General features: G+C 72.0%; 21 protein-coding genes. 7 read left to right on the top strand and 14 right to left on the bottom strand.

Features of this window, described 5'->3' with window-relative positions; all coding sequences use genetic code 11:
• Positions 1 to 6: 6 nt before the first annotated feature.
• Both ACH34R_RS32000 and ACH34R_RS31995 read right to left on the bottom strand, forming a co-directional pair.
• Positions 7 to 1,047 carry a methyltransferase gene (locus ACH34R_RS32000; RefSeq protein ID WP_397565290.1) on the bottom strand — a complete coding sequence of 347 codons (1,041 nt, stop codon included), beginning with the start codon at positions 1,045 to 1,047 and terminating at the stop codon, positions 7 to 9.
• On the bottom strand, positions 1,035 to 1,358 hold the full coding sequence (locus ACH34R_RS31995; RefSeq protein ID WP_397565289.1) for a TcmI family type II polyketide cyclase: 324 nt from the start codon (positions 1,356 to 1,358) through the stop codon (positions 1,035 to 1,037). Before ACH34R_RS31995 ends, ACH34R_RS32000 begins: the two co-directional genes overlap by 13 nt.
• Positions 1,359 to 1,574: 216 nt before the next feature.
• Here ACH34R_RS31995 and ACH34R_RS31990 point away from each other — a divergent pair, with 216 nt between their 5' ends.
• A complete protein-coding gene (locus ACH34R_RS31990; RefSeq protein WP_397565288.1) occupies positions 1,575 to 2,324 on the top strand; it encodes a BTAD domain-containing putative transcriptional regulator in 750 nt (249 codons plus the stop codon).
• A gap of 83 nt (positions 2,325 to 2,407) precedes the next feature.
• Here ACH34R_RS31990 and ACH34R_RS31985 read toward each other — a convergent pair whose 3' ends face one another.
• Together ACH34R_RS31985 and ACH34R_RS31980 are read right to left on the bottom strand one after the other, a co-directional pair.
• A complete protein-coding gene (locus tag ACH34R_RS31985) occupies positions 2,408 to 2,737 on the bottom strand; it encodes an antibiotic biosynthesis monooxygenase (RefSeq protein ID WP_111171576.1) in 330 nt (109 codons plus the stop codon).
• Positions 2,738 to 2,750: 13 nt separating this feature from the next.
• Positions 2,751 to 3,224: an anthrone oxygenase family protein gene (locus ACH34R_RS31980; protein ID WP_397565287.1), complete on the bottom strand. Its 474-nt coding sequence runs from the start codon at positions 3,222 to 3,224 to the stop codon at positions 2,751 to 2,753.
• Between the two features lie 163 nt (positions 3,225 to 3,387).
• Here ACH34R_RS31980 and ACH34R_RS31975 point away from each other — a divergent pair, with 163 nt between their 5' ends.
• Positions 3,388 to 3,849 (top strand): anthrone oxygenase family protein, encoded by a 462-nt coding sequence (locus ACH34R_RS31975; RefSeq protein WP_397565286.1) that lies wholly within the window; start codon positions 3,388 to 3,390, stop codon positions 3,847 to 3,849.
• Between the two features lie 46 nt (positions 3,850 to 3,895).
• Positions 3,896 to 4,354 (top strand): pyridoxamine 5'-phosphate oxidase family protein, encoded by a 459-nt coding sequence (locus tag ACH34R_RS31970; RefSeq protein ID WP_397565285.1) that lies wholly within the window; start codon positions 3,896 to 3,898, stop codon positions 4,352 to 4,354.
• Between the two features lie 35 nt (positions 4,355 to 4,389).
• Here the strand turns inward: ACH34R_RS31970 and ACH34R_RS31965 are convergent, their stop codons facing one another.
• Both ACH34R_RS31965 and ACH34R_RS31960 read right to left on the bottom strand, forming a co-directional pair.
• The gene (locus ACH34R_RS31965) at positions 4,390 to 5,319 is read right to left on the bottom strand and encodes a ParB N-terminal domain-containing protein (RefSeq protein WP_397565284.1); all 930 of its coding nucleotides are present in this window, start codon (positions 5,317 to 5,319) and stop codon (positions 4,390 to 4,392) included.
• 102 nt (positions 5,320 to 5,421) lie between these two features.
• Positions 5,422 to 7,038, bottom strand: coding sequence for an FAD-dependent monooxygenase (locus ACH34R_RS31960; RefSeq protein ID WP_397565283.1), 1,617 nt, complete (start codon positions 7,036 to 7,038; stop codon positions 5,422 to 5,424).
• A 304-nt stretch (positions 7,039 to 7,342) separates the two neighbouring features.
• On the opposite strand from ACH34R_RS31960, the gene ACH34R_RS31955 reads away from it, so the two are divergent.
• From ACH34R_RS31955 to ACH34R_RS31945, 3 genes are all read left to right on the top strand, one after another.
• Positions 7,343 to 9,907: a glycosyl hydrolase family 18 protein gene (locus ACH34R_RS31955; RefSeq protein ID WP_397565282.1), complete on the top strand. Its 2,565-nt coding sequence runs from the start codon at positions 7,343 to 7,345 to the stop codon at positions 9,905 to 9,907.
• Between the two features lie 264 nt (positions 9,908 to 10,171).
• The gene (locus ACH34R_RS31950) at positions 10,172 to 10,627 is read left to right on the top strand and encodes a DoxX family protein (RefSeq protein ID WP_397565281.1); all 456 of its coding nucleotides are present in this window, start codon (positions 10,172 to 10,174) and stop codon (positions 10,625 to 10,627) included.
• Between the two features lie 42 nt (positions 10,628 to 10,669).
• On the top strand, positions 10,670 to 11,203 hold the full coding sequence (locus ACH34R_RS31945) for a hypothetical protein (RefSeq protein WP_397565280.1): 534 nt from the start codon (positions 10,670 to 10,672) through the stop codon (positions 11,201 to 11,203).
• Here ACH34R_RS31945 and ACH34R_RS31940 read toward each other — a convergent pair.
• From ACH34R_RS31940 to ACH34R_RS31910, 7 genes are read right to left on the bottom strand one after another with little or no spacing between them, the layout of a single operon-like run.
• Positions 11,119 to 12,492: a hypothetical protein gene (locus ACH34R_RS31940; protein ID WP_397565279.1), complete on the bottom strand. Its 1,374-nt coding sequence runs from the start codon at positions 12,490 to 12,492 to the stop codon at positions 11,119 to 11,121. The two genes, ACH34R_RS31945 and ACH34R_RS31940, sit on opposite strands and share 85 nt — an antisense overlap.
• The gene (locus ACH34R_RS31935; RefSeq protein ID WP_397565278.1) at positions 12,485 to 13,243 is read right to left on the bottom strand and encodes an alpha/beta fold hydrolase; all 759 of its coding nucleotides are present in this window, start codon (positions 13,241 to 13,243) and stop codon (positions 12,485 to 12,487) included. The genes ACH34R_RS31940 and ACH34R_RS31935 overlap by 8 nt, the downstream gene beginning before the upstream one ends.
• A 46-nt stretch (positions 13,244 to 13,289) precedes the next feature.
• Positions 13,290 to 14,750 (bottom strand): PucR family transcriptional regulator ligand-binding domain-containing protein, encoded by a 1,461-nt coding sequence (locus ACH34R_RS31930; protein WP_397565277.1) that lies wholly within the window; start codon positions 14,748 to 14,750, stop codon positions 13,290 to 13,292.
• A 33-nt stretch (positions 14,751 to 14,783) separates the two neighbouring features.
• Positions 14,784 to 16,415, bottom strand: a complete 1,632-nt coding sequence (locus ACH34R_RS31925) for a nitrilase-related carbon-nitrogen hydrolase (RefSeq protein ID WP_397565276.1) — start codon at positions 16,413 to 16,415, stop codon at positions 14,784 to 14,786.
• 16 nt (positions 16,416 to 16,431) lie between these two features.
• The gene (locus tag ACH34R_RS31920; protein WP_397565275.1) at positions 16,432 to 17,535 is read right to left on the bottom strand and encodes an alcohol dehydrogenase catalytic domain-containing protein; all 1,104 of its coding nucleotides are present in this window, start codon (positions 17,533 to 17,535) and stop codon (positions 16,432 to 16,434) included.
• Positions 17,535 to 18,992 (bottom strand): purine-cytosine permease family protein, encoded by a 1,458-nt coding sequence (locus tag ACH34R_RS31915; protein ID WP_397565274.1) that lies wholly within the window; start codon positions 18,990 to 18,992, stop codon positions 17,535 to 17,537. Before ACH34R_RS31915 ends, ACH34R_RS31920 begins: the two co-directional genes overlap by 1 nt.
• Positions 18,989 to 19,159 carry a hypothetical protein gene (locus ACH34R_RS31910; RefSeq protein ID WP_397565273.1) on the bottom strand — a complete coding sequence of 57 codons (171 nt, stop codon included), beginning with the start codon at positions 19,157 to 19,159 and terminating at the stop codon, positions 18,989 to 18,991. Before ACH34R_RS31910 ends, ACH34R_RS31915 begins: the two co-directional genes overlap by 4 nt.
• 163 nt (positions 19,160 to 19,322) lie before the next feature.
• On the opposite strand from ACH34R_RS31910, the gene ACH34R_RS31905 reads away from it, so the two are divergent.
• Positions 19,323 to 19,508 carry a hypothetical protein gene (locus ACH34R_RS31905; RefSeq protein ID WP_199537545.1) on the top strand — a complete coding sequence of 62 codons (186 nt, stop codon included), beginning with the start codon at positions 19,323 to 19,325 and terminating at the stop codon, positions 19,506 to 19,508.
• Between the two features lie 33 nt (positions 19,509 to 19,541).
• Here ACH34R_RS31905 and ACH34R_RS31900 read toward each other — a convergent pair whose 3' ends face one another.
• Positions 19,542 to 20,066, bottom strand: coding sequence for a DinB family protein (locus tag ACH34R_RS31900; protein WP_397565272.1), 525 nt, complete (start codon positions 20,064 to 20,066; stop codon positions 19,542 to 19,544).
• Positions 20,067 to 20,111 lie beyond the last annotated feature (45 nt).

Here is a 20,111-nt window from a genome sequence, read left to right as displayed (position 1 = left end):
CGCCGGTCAGCCGGCCTTGTCGGCCACCAGCACGCGGAAGGCCAGGCCGGGTACATCGTGGCGGCGGCCGGTGGTGTAGCCGGCCGCGGTGAGCATCCGGTCGTACGCCGCGATCGAGTGGACCTCCCCCTCGTACGTCCAGGCCAGCATCAGGATCGAGAACAGGTGCGGGGCCGGGTCGTCGGCCGGGTTCTCGTCGCCGAGCGTGAAGCCGACCAGCACGATCTTGCCGTCCGGCTTCAGCGCGGGCGCTAGCCGGGCCAGCAGTTCGCCCGCCCGCTGCTCGGAGAAGTGGTGCAGCACGTTGGTGACCAGGATGGCGTCGTACGGCCCGCCGAGGGGCACCTGGAACATGTCGCCGGGCACCTGGTGCAGCCGGTCGCGCACGCCCAACTGGTCGGCGTGCGCCTCCACCTGGGTGAGCACGTTGGGCCAGTCCAGCGCCCAGACGTTCGCCCGCGGGTTGCGCTGGGCCAGCGTCAGGCCGTACAGGCCGTGGCCGCAGGCGACGTCGAGCACGTCGAGCGACTCCCGCCCGCCCGCCCACGACTTCAGCGCGTCGGCGACCACGCCCGCGGTGGGCCGGGCCACCGCCACCGCGTAGGCCGCGAAGTCCTCCCAGTACTGGTAGCCGGGGGTCTCGGCGTGTACCTCCAGGACCGTGCCGCCCCGGCGTACGGCGTCGTCCAGCCGCTTCAGCGCGTCCCACTCCCAGTCGCTGGACATCACCTTGACCATGTCGCCCAGATAGCCGGGGCCGCCCGCGACCAGCAGGTCATCGGCCCCGGGCGGGAGCGTGTAGCGGCCGTCGCGCTCTTCGGTCAGGCCCACCGCGGCCAGCGCGTTGAGCAGGATGCGCATGCCGCGCGGCGCGCAGCCGAGCCGGTCGGCGACCGCCTCGGCGGTGGCCGGGCCGCCGGCCAGGGCGTCGAACACGCCCATCGACACGCCGGTCCGCAGCAGGCTGGTCGTCTTGTACGCCTGCATCATGCCGAACAGCGACTCGCGGGTCACCGCGGTGTCCTTCATGTCCGTTACCGCTCCCACCGATAGAACTCCGTGGCCATGGCATCGCGCGGCGACCGCCAGCTTTGGGGGTCGTACGGCTCGATGTACTGCGTCAGGTTGCGGCTCAGCTCCTGGAACTCCGGCCGATCGCGGATCCGCGCCATCGTCTCCGCCGCCGAGCCCTCGACCTCCATGAGCTGGAAGTAGAGCCCATGGAAGGAGAACAGACTGCGGCTCACCGCGCCGCCCAGCTCGGGCAGCGGGGTGGTGCCGTCGGAGTGGCCGAAGAGCCGGGCGATCTCGGCCTCCGCCGGCTCCCGCATCCGGGCGACGATCAGAATTCGTTCCATACGCGTGTTTTCTCCCGTAGGTGGCGAGGGCCGCGAGCGCATGAGCGCTCTGCTCAGAAGTCTGCGCGGTGGCTCTCGAAGCGCACTTGAGCGGGCTTGGAACGGGCCGCCGAGCACAAAAGGCCGAGCTGGAGAAAGGGAGACGACAGTGAGGCGTCAGGGCCGACGGCTAGAACATCAGTGGGACACACGACCGTCGGCGATCGGGGAGGGCGCATGCGTTTTCAGGTGCTCGGCACTCTGGAGGTCCACGACGACCGGCGGCGGGTCACCCCCAACGCCCCCAAGCAGCGCAGCGTGCTCGCGCTGCTGCTGTCGGCGGCGGGCGAGGTGATCCCGACCGACGTGCTCACCGAGGAGCTGTGGGAGGGCCATCCGCCGCCCAGCGCACGCACGACCTTGCAGACCTATATCTATCAGTTGCGAAAACAGTTCGTGCGGGCGGCGGACCCGGCGGGCCTGCCCAGGCTCGTCACCAAACACGGCGGCTACCTGCTGGACATCCCGGAGGGCTCGCTCGACGCCGTGGAGTTCGAGCGGCAGGTCGCGAGCGCGCGCGAGCTGCTGCGGGCGGGCGACGCGGAGCGGGCGGCGGCGACGCTGGGCGGCGCGCTGGCGCTGTGGCACGGCCCGGCCCTGGCCGACGTGGTCACCGGCCCCCGGCTGGCGATCTACCGCACCCGGCTGGAGGAGCTGCGGGTACACGCGATCAAGCTCAAGATCGAGGCCCGGATGCGCTCGGGGCAGCACCAGGAGCTGATCGGCGAGCTGAAGGAGCTGACCACCGTCTACGAGCTGGACGAGTGGTTCCACCTCAAGCTCATGGAGACCCTGTCCCGGGCCGGGCGGCGGCACGAGGCGCTGGAGGTCTACCAGCGCCTGCGCCGCATCCTGCACCGGGAACTGGGCCTGGAGCCCAGCGGCGAGATGCGCGAGCTGCAGCGAGTGGTCCTGGCGGCCGGCTGACCCGGCCGCGTCAGGAGGAGGTCGTGGTCAGGAGGTCGTGGTCAGGAGGTCGTGGTCAGGAGGTCGTGGTCAGGAGGTCGTGGTCAGGAGGTAGTGGCGGGGCCGCCGAGGGCGTAGACGATGTTCATGGTGGCCATCGAGCCCTTCGAGCGGTACGGGTGCAGTTGGGTGCGGTGCTCGATGTGCTCGTCGGTGCCCTCGAACGCACGGAAGGCCGTTTCGTCCACCCAGTCGCTCATGATGTAGTAGACGCCCTCCTCCTCGTCCTCGCCGCGCATCAGCCACTGCCCGAGGTTGCCCGCCTGCCGGCCGATCACATCGGACCCGGCGTACCACACCTTCTCGAACTCCTTCTCCTTGCCGGGAAAGATCTGCATCCGTAGCATCACCCGGAAGGCGGTCGTCTCCGCCATGCCGGACCTCCCTTCACAAGCCGAGCGCCAGCAAGGCGACGGCGGCCGAGATGTTGAAGACAAAGGCCAGGATCGCCACCGTGGCGCGGATGCCGTTCCAGCGGGCCCAGTTCGCCCGGAAGGACTCGAAGTCCCAGTCGGCGGGCATCGCGTCGGGGTCCTGGCGGACGATCCAGCGGTTCATCGGGACGTTCCTGCTCACTGAGATGATCACAACGCCGAGCGTGGTGACGGCGGCGGCGGCGCACAGTGCCCGTGCGGCGAACGCGTCCACCGTGGCCGCCAGGATCGTGTCGATGACGAGCGTGGTCACCAGGCAGATGGGCTGGAACGGGTCATAACGGGTGGAGCTGAAGGCGTGCGCCCGCACGTACTCGGGCGCGCCCAGCGTCCGGTAGAACGGGACCACTCCGAGCATCGTCCCGACCAGTACGCCGGCCGCGATCCCGTTGGTGAACAGCGCCACCGGCAGCAGCAACTCGGTCATCCTGCTCCTTTTCGCTCGCCTGACGAGCTCAAGCCTGGTCGGGCGCCCTCGTGCGCACCTCGAACGGCGCTCGAATTCGGATTTCGCGGTCACACCAGTGGCGCTCTAGTTCGGCTCAAGCCGACAGCGGCAGACTGCCGCCGGGACCGGCGAAAGGACGGACATGCTGCTCGCCCGAATTCTCACCGCCACGGTAATCGTCGGAAACGGGCTCGTGGCAGGTGTGCTCTTCAGTCATGCCATCGGGGTCTGGCCCGCGATGCGGGCGCTGGCCCCCGACCGCTACATCGCCTTCCACAAGTCGTTCGACCGAGCCTACGACCCGCTGATGCCGATCATCGTGATCACCGCCGTCATCTGCGACGCGGCGCTCGCGGTGCTCTCCGCCGACCTGGTGCCCCGTGTGTTGTTCGCTTCGTCCGCCGTCGCGCTGATCGCCTCGGGGGTCGTCTCACAGACGCGCAACGTGCCCATCAACCACCGGGTCAAAGCACTTGATCCCGCCGCCATTCCCATCGATTGGGTGGATCCACGCGGCGAATGGGAAAAATGGAATCACGTGCGGACGGTATTCGCGGTTCTCGCCCTCATCGGAAACGCCGCTGCCGCGGTATCCGCCATCTGACCGCCGGGCGGCGAGCAGAACCGGCGACAAAGAAAAAGGAGTGCAGATGCCCGTGACCGGAGCCGCTCCGGCCCCCGTCCGCGACCTCGCGCAGCGCAAGTCCGACGTGCTCGGCACGCTGGCCCGCGACGTCCAGCTCTGGCTGGCCACCAGCGGGCCCTCCGGCGCCCACATGGTGCCGCTCGGCTGCGCCTGGGACGGCAGCCACGTGGTGATGGCCACCCACGAGCGGCACCGGACCGCCCGCAACCTACGGGACAACCCGCGGGCGCGGGCCGCGTTCGGCACCCCGGCCGACGTCATCCTGGTGGACGGCCCGGTGGAGGTGCTGTCCCCGGGCGACCTGCCTGAGGACTTCACGCCGCCGCCCGGCCTCCCACTCGACCCCGCCAGGGTCCCCGGCTGCGTCTACCTGCGCCTCACCCCGCAGCGCGTGCTCGCCTGGCGGCACCGCGGCGAGATCCCCGACCGCACCCTCATGGAGAACGGCCGCTGGCTCGCCTGACCCGAACGACACGCCGACGCCCCGGCAGCGCGGCGTTAGTGGCCGGGTGGGGGGTTGGGGCCGGTTGCTTCGAGGGCGTTGGCGAAGTCCAGCCAGCGGCGGGCGAAGAGCTTGCACAGGTGGGCCAGGTCGCCGGTCCAGTGGCTGGGCACCGCTCTGAGCAGGGCCTCCCATTCGCCCGCGGCCAGTGCGTGGGTGTCCAGCCAGCGCAGCAGGTGACGCCCCGACTCGCTGTACTTCAGCGCCGGGTCCCTGCCCAGCTTGTCGCGTACCTCGGGCCAGACGACGGGCACGGGACGGGCGGTACGGCCCGCCGGGGCGGCCCTGGTGCGGCGCTGCCGGGGTGGCAGCGGGTGCCGCCCCTGGCGGAGGCGTTCGCGTACGTCGCGCGCGGTGGCCACCGAGATGCCCGCCCGCCGGGCCACCTCGCGCAGCGACACCTCCGGCTCGGACTGGATGATCTGTGAGGCCCGCAGCCGTCCCTCGCCGCCGTCGATCGGCCGCACCCGGCCGTCACGGCCGACGCGGGCCCGCCGATGGGCGGCGTCGCCGCCGGTACGCCGCCGGATCGCGGCGACCGTCTTGGCCGAAAGCCCGGTCGCCGCGGCGATGGCCCGGTCCGACCATTCCGGATGAACCCCCATCACCCGGATCGCCGCCGCCTCGCGGTCGGGCCCCGAGAGCGGCAGCCCGTGGGTGATGTTCTCGCGGACCCCGAGCAGGAAGGCCGCGTCCGCGTCGCCGTCGTAGAACCGCGCCTCGATGGTGTCCGCGCCGCACATGATCGCCGCGCGCAGCCGGTGCATCCCGTCGATCACCCGCATCGTCGGCCGGTGCACGATGATCGGCGGCAGCCTGGTGCTCGACTCGGCGAGCAGCAGCGCGTGGCCGGGATCCTCGCCGGCCAGGCGCGGCGAGTCTCCCGGCGACAGCATGGCTATCGGAACGGTCGTCGGCGGGCCCACGACCGCAACACTCCCCCGTGTCACTTTTGTCCACTCCCCCTGACGGACGTGCCATGGCTGATTCGTCCGGCGGCGGTGAGTGGATCGAACGGGAACTGTGAATTACCGGATGGGCCGGTCGAGCACCGTCCGCAGCACGTCTTCCAGGGTGCGGGCGGGGTCGGCGGCGGCCTCGCGGGCGCGCCAGGCGATGTGGCCGTCGGGGCGGACCAGCACCGCGCCGGTCTCGGCCACGCCATACCTCGCCGCCCAGGCGTCGCCCGGGTCGCCCAGCGCGGGCCCGCCCACCACGTACGGCGCGAGCCGTACGCCGAGCCGCCCGGCGACCGCGCCCGCCGCGCCCGCCCACGCCTGCCCCCGCGGCCCCGCCAGCAGCACGAACCCGTGCCCGAACAGGTCGATCACCGAGATCTCCCGCCCGTCCCTGGTCAGCGTGATGTGCGGGGCGCGGCTGCCGGGCCGCGCGGTCGGCAGCATCGGCGGCTCCAGCAGCGAGCCGTCCTCGCCCGGCTCGGCCAGCACCGCGCCGGAGTGGTAGCGCTGCCCGATGATGACCGCGAACGGGTCGGAGACCGGCTCGGGGTACTCGGCGCGGGCGGCCGGGGGCATCCGCACCGCGAGGTTGGCGAGCTGGGAGTCGGCGGTGATCGCGCCGATCGGGCGGCGCTCGGCGTCGTAGGAGTCCAGGAAGCCGGGGCCCGCCTGGCCGGAGAGCACCAGCCAGAGCCGCCAGGCGATGTCCGCGCCGTCCTGGAGGGCGGTGCTGCCGCCCTGGCCGCCGGTGGGCGGCATGGTGTGCGCGGCGTCGCCGGCCAGGAAGACCCGGCCCTCCTGGTAGCGGGCGGCCAGCGTGTGCGCGATCGCGAAGCTGTTCCGGTCGAGCACCTTTATCTCGATCCCGGGCACGCCGAGGGCCACCTCGATCAGCTCGTGGGCCCGCTCGGTGGTGAAGTCGGCCTCACTCTCGCCCGCGGCGGGGTCGAAGTTGACCGCGAGGACGTGGGAGCCGACCCCGGTGCCGGTGACGATGGCCCCGGTGAAGACGTCGTTCTGCAGGTACCACAAGGTGACCTGGCGCTCGCGTACCAGGCCGGTGAGGTCGGCGTCGAACATGATGGCGCAGGTGTGGCCGAGTTCGCCCTTGCCGGTGACCGGGATGCCGAGCATCGACCTGAGCGGGCCGCGATGCCCGTCGGCGGCGATGACGTAGTCGGCCCTGACCGTGGTCTCCGCGCCGGTGGTGAGGTCGCGGATCGTCGCGGTGACGCCGTCCGCGTCCTGTACGAGGGAGGTCAGCTCGGTGGAGAACCGCAGGTCGGCGCCGAACTCCTCGGCCTTGCCCCGCAGCACCCGCTCGACCCGCGCCTGCGGGGCGCCGATGTCGGGGACGGGGGTGACCTGACGGAGGAAGGAGAAGTCGTCGTCGGAGTCCTCGACGATCATCTTGGGGTCGGGGTCGGAGAGGCTGGCCGCGATGGCGATGCGCATGCCGTCGCCGATGCCCTCGGAGATCTCGCTCAGCTCGCGCTCAAGGCCGGGGACCAAGCGCAGGAGTTCGAGCGCCCGCCAGTTGACGCCGAACGCCTTGGGCTGGATCGACGTGCTCTGGTGCCGCTCGACGAGGGTGACCGCGACGCCGCGCCAGGCGAGCAGCGCGGCGGCGCTGAGCCCGGCATAGCCGGCGCCGACCACGAGAACGGGCACGCGAATGGAACTCATCGGAAACCTCCACGGTGGGTGAAGTGGAGGTCGCGCCCGCTAGCCTGGGAATGGCCTTGTAGCGAGGCTCGGGTCACGCCTCCACGCGGACCTGCGTGCCCTCAGCGGTGTTGCAGCACTGCTGAGGGCATTTTGTATACCTTCGTAATACTCTGGTCAGAGTATTCCAGCACTCGCGACATATCGCAAGTAGCAGTCCGATGCCTCGAACGCACAGAGTGATTGGGCCTTGCCGCCGTCAGGACAGGGGGTTACGATCCGGCTTAATTGTTAGGAAACTTTCTTTTAAGAAAGGGTCCGCCGCATGCGCCGATATGCCGCTGTGCTGCTGGTTCTCATCGTGGCGACCGCAATGGCCGCTCCTGTCAACGCCGCCGCCCGATTGACCGCCGCCTTCACACTGACCGGCAACCAGGGCAAGTTCGTGGTGAGCAACCCCAATTCCACCGCTGTGACCGGTTGGTCGATCTACTTCGACTTGCCGTCCGGGGTGACCGCGAGCAACCCCCAGAATGCCACGATCTCCCAAAACGGTACACGGGTGAAGCTCACCCCCCTCCACTACATCAACACGGTGCGTGCGAACGGCAGTACCGAGCCGTACAGCCCCACCTTCACCCTCAGCTCCGCCGTGCAACCCACCTCGTGCTCGATCAACGGCGCGAACTGCGACGGCAGCGGTGAGGACCCACCGGATCCGTCCCCGGTCATGGCCGAGTTCTCCAAGAGCGGGAGCCGCGGCACGTACGTGATCAGCAACAACACGGACGCCACGCTGAACGGCTGGACGGTCACCTTCGATCTCCCCGCCGGCGTGACCGCGAGCAACGCCGACCACGCCACGCTCAGCCAGAACGGCCGCCAGGTCACGCTGACCCCCGCGCACTACAACACCAACGTGGGCGCGCGGCGGACCACGGACCCCTACAGCCCGACGTTCACCCTGAGCTCCGCGTCCGCCGAGCCCGCCAACTGCCGGGTCAACGATGTGCGCTGCGACGGGTCGGCGGACACCGCGCCGGGCGCACCGGGCAACCTGCGCTCCCCGGTCAAGACCACCAAGACCGTCTCCCTGGCCTGGGACGCGGCCACGCCGGGCAGCCTGCCCATCACCGGCTACAACATCTACGCGGGCAGCACGCTCAAGACCACGGTCACGGGCACCTCGGCGACCGTCACCGACCTGACCCCCAACACCGAGTACTCCTTCACGGTGAAGACGGTCGACCGCAAGGGCACCCTCTCCCCGGCCAGCAACGCGCTGTCGGTCAAGACCAACGACCCGGCCGAGGACCCCGACCCGCCGACCACCCCGACCAACGTACGCGCCACCGGCAAGACCTCCTCCACGGTCTCGCTGGCCTGGAACGCCTCCACCGACAACAAGGGCGTCGCCAACTACCACGTCTATGTGGGCGACGAACTCAAGACCACGGTGACCGGCACCACCGCGACCGTTGACGGGCTGTCGCCGTCCACCGAGTACACCTTCACCGTCCGGGCCCGTGACCTGTACGACAACCTGTCCCCGGCGAGCACCCCGGTCAAGGCGAGCACCGACGACCTCGTCGCCGGCGGCTACGCCCGGGTCGGCTACTTCGTCCAGTGGGGCATCTACGGTCGGCAGTACTTCGTGAAGAACCTGGACACGACCGGCAACGCCCGCAAGCTCACCCACATCAACTACGCGTTCGGCAACATCGACCCGGTCAACCTGACCTGTCTGCACGGCGTCACCAAGGGCACCTCGTCCAACCCGCAGGACCCCAACCAGGGTGACGGCGCGGGCGACGCCGAGGCCGACTACAGCAGGCCGTTCAGCGCCGCGCAGTCCGTGGACGGCGTCGGCGACACCGGCTGGGAGAAGCTGCGCGGCAACTACAACCAGCTCAAGAAGCTCAAGGCGAAGTACCCGCACCTGAAGGTGCTGATCTCGCTCGGCGGCTGGACCTACTCCAAGTACTTCTCCGACGTGGCCAAGACCGACGCCGCGCGTAAGAAGTTCGTCGCCTCCTGCCTCGACGTCTACATCAAGGGCAACCTGCCGACGTACAACGCCGCGGGCGGACCGGGCACCGCCGCCGGCATCTTCGACGGCATCGACCTCGACTGGGAGTGGCCGGGCGCCGAAGGCCACCCGGGCAACCACATCAGCCCTGACGACAAGGTCAACAACACCCTGCTGATCGCCGAGTTCCGCAAGCAGCTCGACGAGCTGACCAAGACGACCGGCAAGCGGTACGAGCTGACCGCGTTCACCCCCGCCGACCCCGCCAAGATCGAGGCCGGCTGGGAACTGGCGAAGGTGGCCAAGTACATGGACATCTTCAACATCCAGGGTTACGACTTCCACGGGTCGGGCAGCGACAACTCCTGGGAGCCCAACCGGACCGGGCACCAGGGCAACCTGTACACCGACGTCGATGACCCCTACAACTTCCACTTCAGCGTCGAGAACGCGGTCCAGCCGTACCTGGACGCCGGAATCAACCCCCGCAAGCTGACCATCGGCCTCGCCTACTACGGACGCGGCTGGCAGAACGTCACCGACGGCGGCAAGTCCGGCGAGTGGCAGGACGCCAAGGGCGCGGCGCCCGGTCAGTTCGCGGAGGAGGCCGGCACCCGCGGGTACAGCAACCTGCTGTCGAGCGTTCCGAACTGCACGATCAAGCACGACACGCAGGCCGTGGCCACCTACTGCTACACGGGCAACAACGGGCAGTGGTGGTCGTTCGACGACGCCTGGTCGATCCAGCAGAAGGTCGCCTGGCTGAAGAAGAAGAACCTGCTCGGCGCGATGATCTGGGAGATGTCCGGAGACACGGGCAATCTCACCACCGCGCTGGACAACGCGCTGAAGGCGCCCTGACCGGCGGCTGAGGGTCCGCCGGAGGACCACTTGAGCACGCGTCCCGCGGCGTCGGTCCGGACGCCGGACGTCGCGGGACGCGGTTCGCGTTTGAAAGTCACACCTTCGAGAAAATCCGAAAAATGGTCGCGCCGGCCGCAGAAGCGTCGTCATCACAGACGTCATCCGGCCCGCCTTGCCCCCCTTCAAGGCGTGCCCTTTCCGGGTCTGGTAGCGGGCGGCGCGACCCGTCTCTGTAACCCCCCGCAACATCGAGGTGATCTCATGAATCTCGACCGGTACGGCGGGCCGACGCTCTCGCTGTTCCGTATCGTGGCCGGCCTGATGTTCCTGCAACACGGCGTGGCCAAGATGTTCGGCCTGTTCGGCGGTGCCGGTGGCACCGGCGAGACCGTCGAGTTCGGCGCGTGGCCGGGCTTCTGGTCGGCGCTGGTGGAGCTGGGCTGCGGCTCGCTCATCGCCCTCGGCCTGTTCACCAGGGTCGCCGCGTTCCTGGCATCCGGCGCGATGGCCTACGCCTACTTCACCGTGCACCAGCCACAGGGGCTGGTGCCCTTCGAGAACCACGGCGAACTCGCCGCGATGTACTCCTGGTCGTTCCTGCTGATCTGCATACTCGGTCCCGGTACCTGGGCACTCGACACGCTCATCCGGCGCCGGTACGGCGCGAACGCGGAACCGAGCGCCGACCAGCGGGAAAATGTCGGTCGCCGTGTCTAGCATGACCCTTCAGTAGGACAGGGAGGCCCCGGGAGGCTGCCGATGCTGAGTGCGCACATCGTTCCGCTGCTGGTCACGACCGACCTGCCGGCACAGGCCGAGCTGATGGAGTTCGGCGAGCTGCTGGCCGGCGCGGTGCGCGCGCTCCCCGCGGGCGGCGGCACGACCTTCCCGGGCCATCTGCACGGCGGGGTGTTCTGGCTGGGGCGTCCCGCCCCGCCAGGGGCCCCGCCGCCCGCGGCCGAGGAGTTGCGGTTCGCGGCCCTGCTCGGCTTCCTTTCCGTCGCCGGTCCCGGCCTCACGGCCAGGGAGGTGGCCGCCGCCGCGCGCGCCGCGATCGTTCCGGCGGTCACCGCCCGCTACGGCGACCTGGGCGGCCCGCCCGCGGTGATCACCATCCGCGCCGACGACGTGCGCGAGCGCACCCCCGACGACGCGATCCGCGTGGCCACGCCCCCGCCGGGAGGCGCAGGAGCGGCTCCCGGCGGCGATCACAGTGTGACCCACTGGAGGTCGGGCCGTCCGGTGAGCCAGGTCTCGGCCTCGCCGAGCGCCATCGGCAGCGGCATCGGGTAGGTCGTCCGCACCCGCGACAGATCGCGGTGGGTGCGGGCCAGCACCGCGAAATCCCGGGGGAAGGCCCGCGGGTCCACCCCGGCGAACACGCCGATCTTCCTGGCCCGCTCCAGCACCTCCCGCCACGCCGCGATCGGGGCCACCCCCGGCGAGCGCACGCCGTGGCTGAAGAGCGTCAGCCGGATCTCGTCGTACGGCTCGCCGCCGTCCAGGTAGGCCGCCAGCGCCCGGCGCGACGACTCGGCGTTGAAGGTCATCCAGAACGGCACCGAGCCGGTGCGCAGCGTCCACCACGGCTCGACCAGCACGAACGACTCGGCGAGCAGCCGGGCCGCCGGGATCCCGCGCCGCTCGTACCACGCCCGGTAGAGGTCGGCCACGGCCGGGCTCAGCGCCTCGGGGTCGGGGAAGCCGAGCCGGGCCACCCGGGGCGCGGCCGTGCGCAGGTCGCCGAGCAGTTCGGGGGCGAAACCCCATTCGGCCTCCGGGCTCTCGCCGTCCGGTTCGGGGGCGTCCCAGCGCCGGTACGGCGAGCCGTGCTCGGCCAGGTAGTCGGCGACCTTCTGGCCGCCCTCGCGATATTCGCCGGGCGACAGGCCGCCGAGGGCGCCGTGCTGGAAGACGTACCGGTCGGTGATCCGGGTGGTCGGCCAGCGCAGGCCGCAGTCGGAGACGACGAGCGTGCCGCCGGGGGCCAGCCGCTCGCGGATGAACTTCCGGTAGGCGGCGGGCAGCCGCCGCCATTTGACCCGGAAATAGGCCATTCCCGCGATCATCAGCCGGTCCTGGGCGGCGTCGTGCATGTGGTGCAGCAGCAGGTCGGGGTTGGCGTCCAGCATGGCCTCCCCGGCGGCGCGGCAGTGGCGCAGGCCGTCGGCGGGCGCGTCGGGGTGGACTCCGCGCTGCCGCACGGGCAGCAGGAGGGTCTGCGGCAGCCAGGCCGCGCCGAGCGCGGCGGCCAGGTGGACCAGCGCCCCGGACGCCGAGCCCACGAAGATCACCGGATAGCGCCGCGGCGGATAGTGCCGCACCACCCATTCGGCGAGGTCGCCGGCCCGCAGCTTGGCGAGCCGTTCCGGTGAGCTGGCCTCGGTCCAGCCGGCCGTGGCGTACGCGCTTTCTGCCATCCGCCGGGGCAGCCGGTTGGCCGCCCCGAGCAGCCCGGACGCCAGCGATTCCACCGGCCCGGGAAGCTGGCCGAGCATCGGCACGTCCATCCCGCGCAGGTAGCGGGAAAGGGCGCGGAGCATGCCGGTGGCCGAGTCGAACGACGCGACGTACTTAGCCATGCCGCACCACCGGCGCGGCGTCCCGCACCATCTGGACGATCAGCGGGACCAGCGCCCCCGGGTCCTTGAACGGGATCATGTGCGGCATGCCGGGCAGCACCACCAGCCGCCCGCGTGGCAGCCGCCGGGTGACCTCCTCGGCCCATTCCCTGGGCACCATCCGGTCGTACTCCCCGCGTACCACCAGCGTGGGCACGCCCACGTACGGGAGTTTGTCCTCCATCCGGTCGCGCATCGCCGTGGCGAAGCTGGAAAGCACCCGGCGCATGCCCGCGTCCCGGTAGTCGGCGATGTTCAGTGGCGCCATCCGCGGGTCCTCGCGCACCGAGTTGCGCGCCCACCGCCACACCAGCTTCGGCCAGGACCGCGCCGCCGCGTCGACCGTCGGCCCGGCCAGCACCAGCGCCCCGGCCAGTTCGGGGTGGCGTACCGCGACGTCCACCGCGAGCTGGCAGCCGAACGAACAGCCCACCAGGCACGCGCCGGAGATCCGCTCGGCCGCCATCCAGCCCGCCAGCGCGTCGGCCAGCCCGACCAGCTCAAGCGGCCGGGACGGCTTGCCGCTCTCCCCGAACCCCGGCAGGTCCACCGTCCAGGCGCGCACCGCGCCGCCGAGCGCCGCGACCAGCGGCCGAAGCTCCCTGCTGGACACCCCCGCCCCGTGTACGCACACCACCGGCATCCCGGCGTCGTACCCCGCCCGCCATCCGACCATCAGTTCCCCGTCGACCACGACCTCCCGCCGCTGCATCCGCACCTCCCATGGCCTCCCATTCCCCCATCAAGGCCGCGAAACATCAGCGGAAGCGGCCGACGGTGAGGGCCAGGGCGAGCGCGAGCCGGTCGGCGGGCTGGTCGAGGTCCAGGCCGGCGAGCGCGGCCACCCGGCGCAGCCGGGCGCGCAGCGTCTCGCGGTGGACGCCCGCGGCGGTGGCGGCCGGGTCCCAGTGGTGGTTCGCGGCGACCCAGTGGCGGGCGGCGGCGATCAGCACGTCGCCGTCGGGGGCCTCGGTGACCGGCGCGAGCAGGGCTTCGGCGAACCGTTCCGCCGCCGGTGAGGCGAGCAGCCGGTCCAGCTCCATGGCCGGGGTGTCGGCATACCGGACGACCATCCGGTCGGGGCCGGTCAGCTGCGCGGCCTGGCGGGCCTCGCGGATCGCCGTGACGGCCTGCTCGGGGGCGCGGCCGGTGGACAGCCCGGCCCGGCCGTCCTCCAGGAGGGCCAGCAGCCGTTCCTCGCTGAATCCGGGAGTGACCAGCACCACCGACTCGGCGGCCTGCTCCACGGCGGGCCAACCCCCGGCGGCGACCAGCCGGGTGGCCGTGCGGCGGTGGCCCTGCCCGGTGAGCGCGACCGCGACGAACCGCGTGGGCAGCGGCACGTCCGCGATGCCCGCCACCCGTTCGGCGGACCGGAGGTCGCCCTCGGCGAGGAGTTCGGCGACCACGCCGCGCAGTTCGCGCTCGCCGCCGCGGTCCAGGACGGTCAGCAGCGCGGCGGCGGTGCCGATCACGCCCGCGCTCCACATCGGCCGGTGCCCCACGGTGGGCGAGCCCACGCAGAGCGTGCCGCGGCGTTCCCTGGCCATGCCGAGCGGGACCGCGGTGACGGACACGCCGTCGATCTCCTCGTGCAGCGCGTGCCGTCCGGCCTGGTCGCCGCGCCGGGCCAGGGCGGCGAGCACGCCGTCGTCGGGACCGGCGTCGGCGGGGGCGCGCAGCGCGACCTGGTGGCCGGCGTCCAGTAGTACGGCCCAGCCGTGCAGCTCCCTGGCCAGCCGTTCGGCCACCGCCTGCCGCCCAGAACGGCCGGCCTCGGCCAGCCGCTGCTGCACCCGCCTGCCCTGCTCGGCCTCGCGCCGGGCCTCGGCTGCGTTCAGGTCCGCGACGGCCCGGTCGATCGCCACGAACGGCGTGCGGGCGGGCACCTCGATGAGCGTCAGCCGCCACCGCCGGGTGGCATTGACGATCTCGGCGGGGATCTGCGCGAACCACGGGTCCAGCCCGAACCCCACGGCCCGCGCCCCCGCCTCGACCAGCCGGCCCGCCCACGCCTCGGCCGCCTGGCGCGAGTCGCCCTCTTCGCGCAGCCACATGCCGCTGGTCAGCAGCAGCTCCGCGCCGTCCAGCCAGGGGGCGGGGTCGGGCAGCTCGGAGACCACGACCCAGCGCACCGGCTGGTCGAGCCCTTCGTGCCCGAACACCACTCGCAGCCCGAGCCGTGCGTCGGCGACGAGCCGCCGGATCGTCACCGCCATGGCCTCTCCGTCCCCCGCCGGGCCCTGCCGGGCTCAGTCCCCCGGGCCGTGCAGCATCTCCCTGCCGAACAGGTCGGTACGGCGGCGCGCGAGCTGCGGCTTGGCCGCGCACACGGCCCCCGTGCCCCGCGCCCCCCGCACCTGGCACCGCCGCACTGTCCAGCCTATCTCGCTGGTCAGAGCCTCTTCCCGGGGCACGGCAACGTGGTCGGGAGCGAAGACGCCGCCGGGCACGCGACCGGTTCCGGCAAGGGCGATCCACACGTGCGAGTCGCCCGCGCGCAGCCGCGCCGGGTGCGCGAACCAGGGGTCGGGACGGCGCAGCGCGGCCGGTTCGAGCGGCACCCGCGTCCCGGCGAAGGGGGCGGGGTGCGGCCAGTCCAGCGCGGCGGCGGGCGCGGCGAGTACGTCCGCGCCGAGCACGGCGAGCGCCCTGGACGGCTCGAAGGCCACCAGTTCCTCGCCCGCGAGCAGACCGAGGCGGCCCCATGGGCGGGCGATCGGCCTGCTCGCGGCCTCCCCCGGCACGGCCCACGCGGCGTGCGGGCCCAGGTGGGTGGCCTCGTGGCGGGCGGCCTCGCCGTCCGGGGTGAGCAGGGTGACCGCGTACCGGGGCCGGCCGTCCGGCCCGGGTACGGCCAGCGCGGTCACCGCGTCGCAGCCGTGCACGGCGCACCAGCCCGTGAGCGTCCGCAGCGCCTCGTCCGACCGCTCCGGTGCGGGGTTTCCGCCGGTCAGATGGAACGCGGGCAGTACCGCCAGCTCGACGCCGGGCGGCGGGGCGGGCAGTTCGTCCCCGGACAACACGGCCACGGTCACCGATTCCGGGCCATCGGCCGTCTCACGCGGCCAGGTGGTGGACAGCGCCAGCGGACGGTACTCGGCGGGACGGCGGGCGGCCAGCCGGGCCCGCCGGGCCTCGGCGGCGGCCGGCAGGTCCAGGGTGGCGGTGACATGACCGGGGCCGTCGTCCAGCGCGGCGAGGACCGCCCCGGTGTGGTCCAGCACGCACGTTCCGCCGCTGAACCGGACCTCGCCGCCGTCGATGGACTCGGTGCCGGCGCGATCGGCCGCGACCACCGGCAGGCCGTTCTCCCAGGCCCGCAGCCGCCAGGTGGCGCTCGGCGCGGGCTCGTCCACCCAGGCGGTGAGCAGCGCGAGCCACTGCGCGCCGCGCAGCGCCGCGTACCGGACCGACTCGGGGTGGTCCACGTCGGCGCAGATCAGCGGGGCGATCCGGCCCGCGGGCGTGTCCCACAGCGGCGGCGGCAGGTGCCCGTCCACCGCCCAGCGCGGGTCGGCCACGAACGGCTGGGCCTTGCGGTAGGAGCCGACCGGCCCATCCGGGCCGATCAGCACGCAGGAGTTGTGCAGCGTGCCGTGGTGGGGGTCCAGTTCGGGCATGCCGAGCAGCAGGTACACGCCCGTCGTGCGGCAGAGCCCGGTGGCGAGCCGACGTACCGAAGGCCCGTCCACCGGCTCGGCGTACCCGCGCACCGCCTCGTCGCCCGGCCACAGGTAGCCGGTCAGCGCCATCTCGGGCGTCACGACCACCCGCGCGCCGTCCCGCGCGGCGGCGGCGGCCAGCTCCTCGATCGCCGCGAGGTTGGCGGCGACGTCACCGTGCGCCGAATCGAGCTGGACCGCGCCGACGGTGACCCTCACCGGTAGCCTCCGCTTTCTACTCGAACACGATGACGCTGCGCGTGCGGGTGCCCGCCCGCATCGCGTCGAAGGCGTCGTTGACCTCGTCCAGCCGGATGCGGTGGGAGATGAGCGAGTCCAGCGGCAGCCGGCCGGCCAGGTAGAGACCGGCCAGCCTGGGGAAGTCCAGGCTGGGGACCGCGCCGCCGTAGTTGGACCCGATCAGGGTCTTGCCCGCCTCGGCCAGCTCCAGCACGTCGATCCCGGCCCGCGCGCCCTCGGGGGGCAGCCCGACCAGCACGCCGACGCCGCCCGGGGCGAGCAGCGACGGCAGCGTCTCGATCGTCTCGACCCTGCCGATCACCTCGAAGGCGTAGTCGGCCCCGCCGCCGGTGATCTCCTCGACCACGGTGGCCACCGGCTCCTTGTCGGCCCGCACGGTGTGGGTCGCGCCGAACGAGCGGGCCGCGGCCAGCTTCTCCTCCGCCGTGTCCACGGCGATGATCGGGTAGGCCCCGGCCAGGGTCAGGCCCATCACGACGGCCAGCCCGACGCCGCCGCAGCCGACGACCGCGGCCGACGCGCCCGCGGGCACGCGCGCGTTGTTGACGACCGCGCCCACCCCGGTGGCGATCGAGCAGCCGATCAGGCTGGCCACGTCGAAGGGGACCTCGGCGGGCACGCGTACCGCGGCCGACTCCGGCACCACCGTGTACTCGCTCATCGTGCCCACCGCCAGGTAGGGGTAGACCACGCCGTTCTCGTCGCTGAGCCGGGTGGTGCCGTCCGGCAGCAGGCACTCGCCGGAACGGGTGCCGGTGCAGGCCCACGCCTTGCCCGCCGCGCAGGCCCGGCAGCGGCGGCACGGGTAGCACCAGGAAAGGATCACGTTGTCGCCGGGGGCCACGTCGGTCACCCCGGCGCCGACCGCCTCGACGACGCCCGCGCCCTCGTGGCCGAGCACGGTGGGCGTGGGCAGCGTCCACTCGCCGTCGATCACGTGCCGGTCCGAGCCGCACACGCCGGACGCGCCCAGCCGTACCAGGACCTCCCCGGGGCCGGGGTCGGCCACGGTCACCTCGCGGATTTTCAGGACACCGCCGTCGCCGTCGTGGACGGCGGCCATCGCGGTACGGGGCATCAGGACTCCTCGGCTGTCGTGCGCACGGCCGCCGGGCGTACGGCGTGGCCGCTCCTGTTGAGCACGTGGGACAGGGCCAGGTGGACCGCCCCCGACACGACGATCGCGGGGATGGACGCGGTCAGCACGTTGAACGCGGGCTGGGTGGCCAGCGTCTGCGGGTTGTAGAGGGTGACGTAGGTGACGGCGCCGAGCGCGGTGGAGGCCAGGCCGGCGAGGTTGAAGCCGCCGGTGAAGTGGTACGGGCTGGCCGGGCCCGGCTCGTACAGCCCGCGCAGGTCGAGTCGCTGGCCGCGGAGCAGAAAGTAGTCGGCGATGACCGTGCCGCAGATCGCGGCCAGGAACGCCCCGCTCCAGGTCACGAACACCAGGAACCCGTCGTACAGCAGGCTCGGCCAGAAGCTGACGATCGCGGGCAGCAGGAAGAACGCGCCGGTCAGCCACTCCCACCGGATGCGGGCGGCCAGGTTGCCGCCGGCCTGGCGCAGCGCCAGGCAGGTCGAGTAGACGATCGAGGTGAGGCTGGTCAGGTTGGCGAACGCGATGAACACCAGCGCCAGCACGCCCAGCCACGGACCGCCGAGCGGGATCATCCACACGGTCGGGTCGGAGTCGCCGAGGGTCAGCGCGGCGGCCATGCCGACCACCTGCGCCACGATGGTGGCCCCGAACAGGCCGATGTACCCCGGCCACAGCGCGCTGCGCGGGCGGTCGGTGAGGCGGGCCAGGCTGCCCATGACCGGCCACCAGGACAGGCCGACGCCCAGGTTGAACTCCACGGCGAGGGCGAAGTTGAGCGTTTCGTCCGGGAAGGGGTCGAGCGGCGGGGCGGCCAGGAGTTCGGCCCAGGACGTCCGGGCGACCAGCAGCACGATCATGCCGACGGTCAGCACGGCCAGCCCGGGAGCCACCACGCGGTTCAGGAACCGCATGGTCAGCGGCCCCTTGGCCAGGATCGCCCAGGCGGCGGCGATGGCCACCAGCGCGAGCAGGGTGACCAGCAGCGCGTTCGGGCCGATGGCGGTACCGAGCACCTGGTTGGACACCTGGGTGGCGGCCCGGCCGAACATCACCCCGAGCAGCGCCGACCAGCCCATCTCGGTGAACAGGACCACGGTGAACGCGAGCACCGCGACCCCGCCGACGCCGAACACGCTGCGCAGGATCGTGTACTGCTCGACGCCATAGCGCTGGCTGGACACGACGCTGGCCAGCAGCATCACGGCGACACTGATCGCGTTACCGATGATCATGGCGGCCAGGCCCTTCTGGAACCCGACCAGCGCCGCTGTGGACCCGCCGACCAGGAACGCCCAGGTGGCGATGGCCAGGCCGATGTTCACCCAGGTGAAGTCGGTGAAGTTCCAGACGCGCTCGCTGCGCAGCACCGGCAGGGAGCCGAAGGTGGCCTCCCGGGAGACGTCCTCATTGATCTTGCCGGATCGATCGGTCGTCATCCGGCCATCACCCAGCCGGCCAGCGTGAGCACGGCGACGATCGCCAGCAGCAGCCAGAGGTTCGTGGCGGACAGCCGTTCGTGGGCCGGGTCGCCGGTCTCGTCACGCGCGAGCGTCGCGAGCCGGCGCTCCAGCTCGGCGCGCAGCGCGGGGTCCTTCGCGTCCATTCATCCTCCTCGCCAGGCCCAACGGGGCTGACCTGCGTGAAAACCAACAGTAGGCAGGGGGGAAGGGGGAGTCCGCACTGTATTTCCGGCAGTGGGGCGGAGGGGGTGGCGGTTTTGCCGCAGGCGCTGGTCCGGGGGCAGGGGGCGGCGTAGTATGGATTTCGTGAACAGGAGAACACTCACCGTGACGGCCATCGTGGTGCTGGCCGTCGTGGGGGCCGCCGCTGCGGCGGTGGCGCTGACCCGCGGCTCGGGCGACGCGGCCGAAGGGGTCCACAACCAGGGCGACCCCGCCAAGGTCGCCGACTACTGGACCGACGAGCGCATGCGCGACGCCGTCGGCAACTGACCTCGTGCCGGTCGGGCAACCGGCCTTGTGCCGTCAGATGCCGGTGACGCCGTCCAGGCGCTCGCGTAGCAGGTCGGCGTGCCCGTTGTGGCGGGCGTACTCCTCGATCATGTGCAGATACACCCAGCGCAGGGTCATCTCCACCTGCCGGTGGGTGTGGTAGAAGGTCTCGTCCAGGGAGCGGCCGGCCGCCGCCGCGCGGGCGAGTTCGACCTCCCGCTGGAGGGTGGCGAAGTCCGCCTCGGGGTCGGCGGTGTCCACGTCGTCGAAGTCGCCGTCCGGGTTGTCCGGATCGGCGCAGTACAGCGACTCGACGTCCTCCCCGGCGAACCTGTGGCGAAACCACGAGCGCTCCACCTCGGCCATGTGCCGCACCAGGCCGAGCAGCGTCAGCCCCGACGGTGGGGCCGCCCGCTCGGTGAGCTGGGCGAAGGTGAGCCCGGCGCACTTGGCCAGCAGCGTCTGCCGGTGAAACTCCAGCCAGCCTTCCAGCAGCGTGCGTTCGTCACCGGTCACGGGCATCTTGTCGCGGGTGATGGGAGGCGCAGTCCAGATCATGCTCCCATCATTGCCGGGAACCATCATGGCCGGAAACGCATTTCG

This window comes from Spongiactinospora sp. 9N601 (assembly GCF_044326295.1).
In the GTDB taxonomy this organism is placed as follows: Bacteria; Actinomycetota; Actinomycetes; order Streptosporangiales; family Streptosporangiaceae; genus Spongiactinospora; species Spongiactinospora gelatinilytica.
This window is presented reverse-complemented; position numbering and strand designations above follow the sequence as displayed.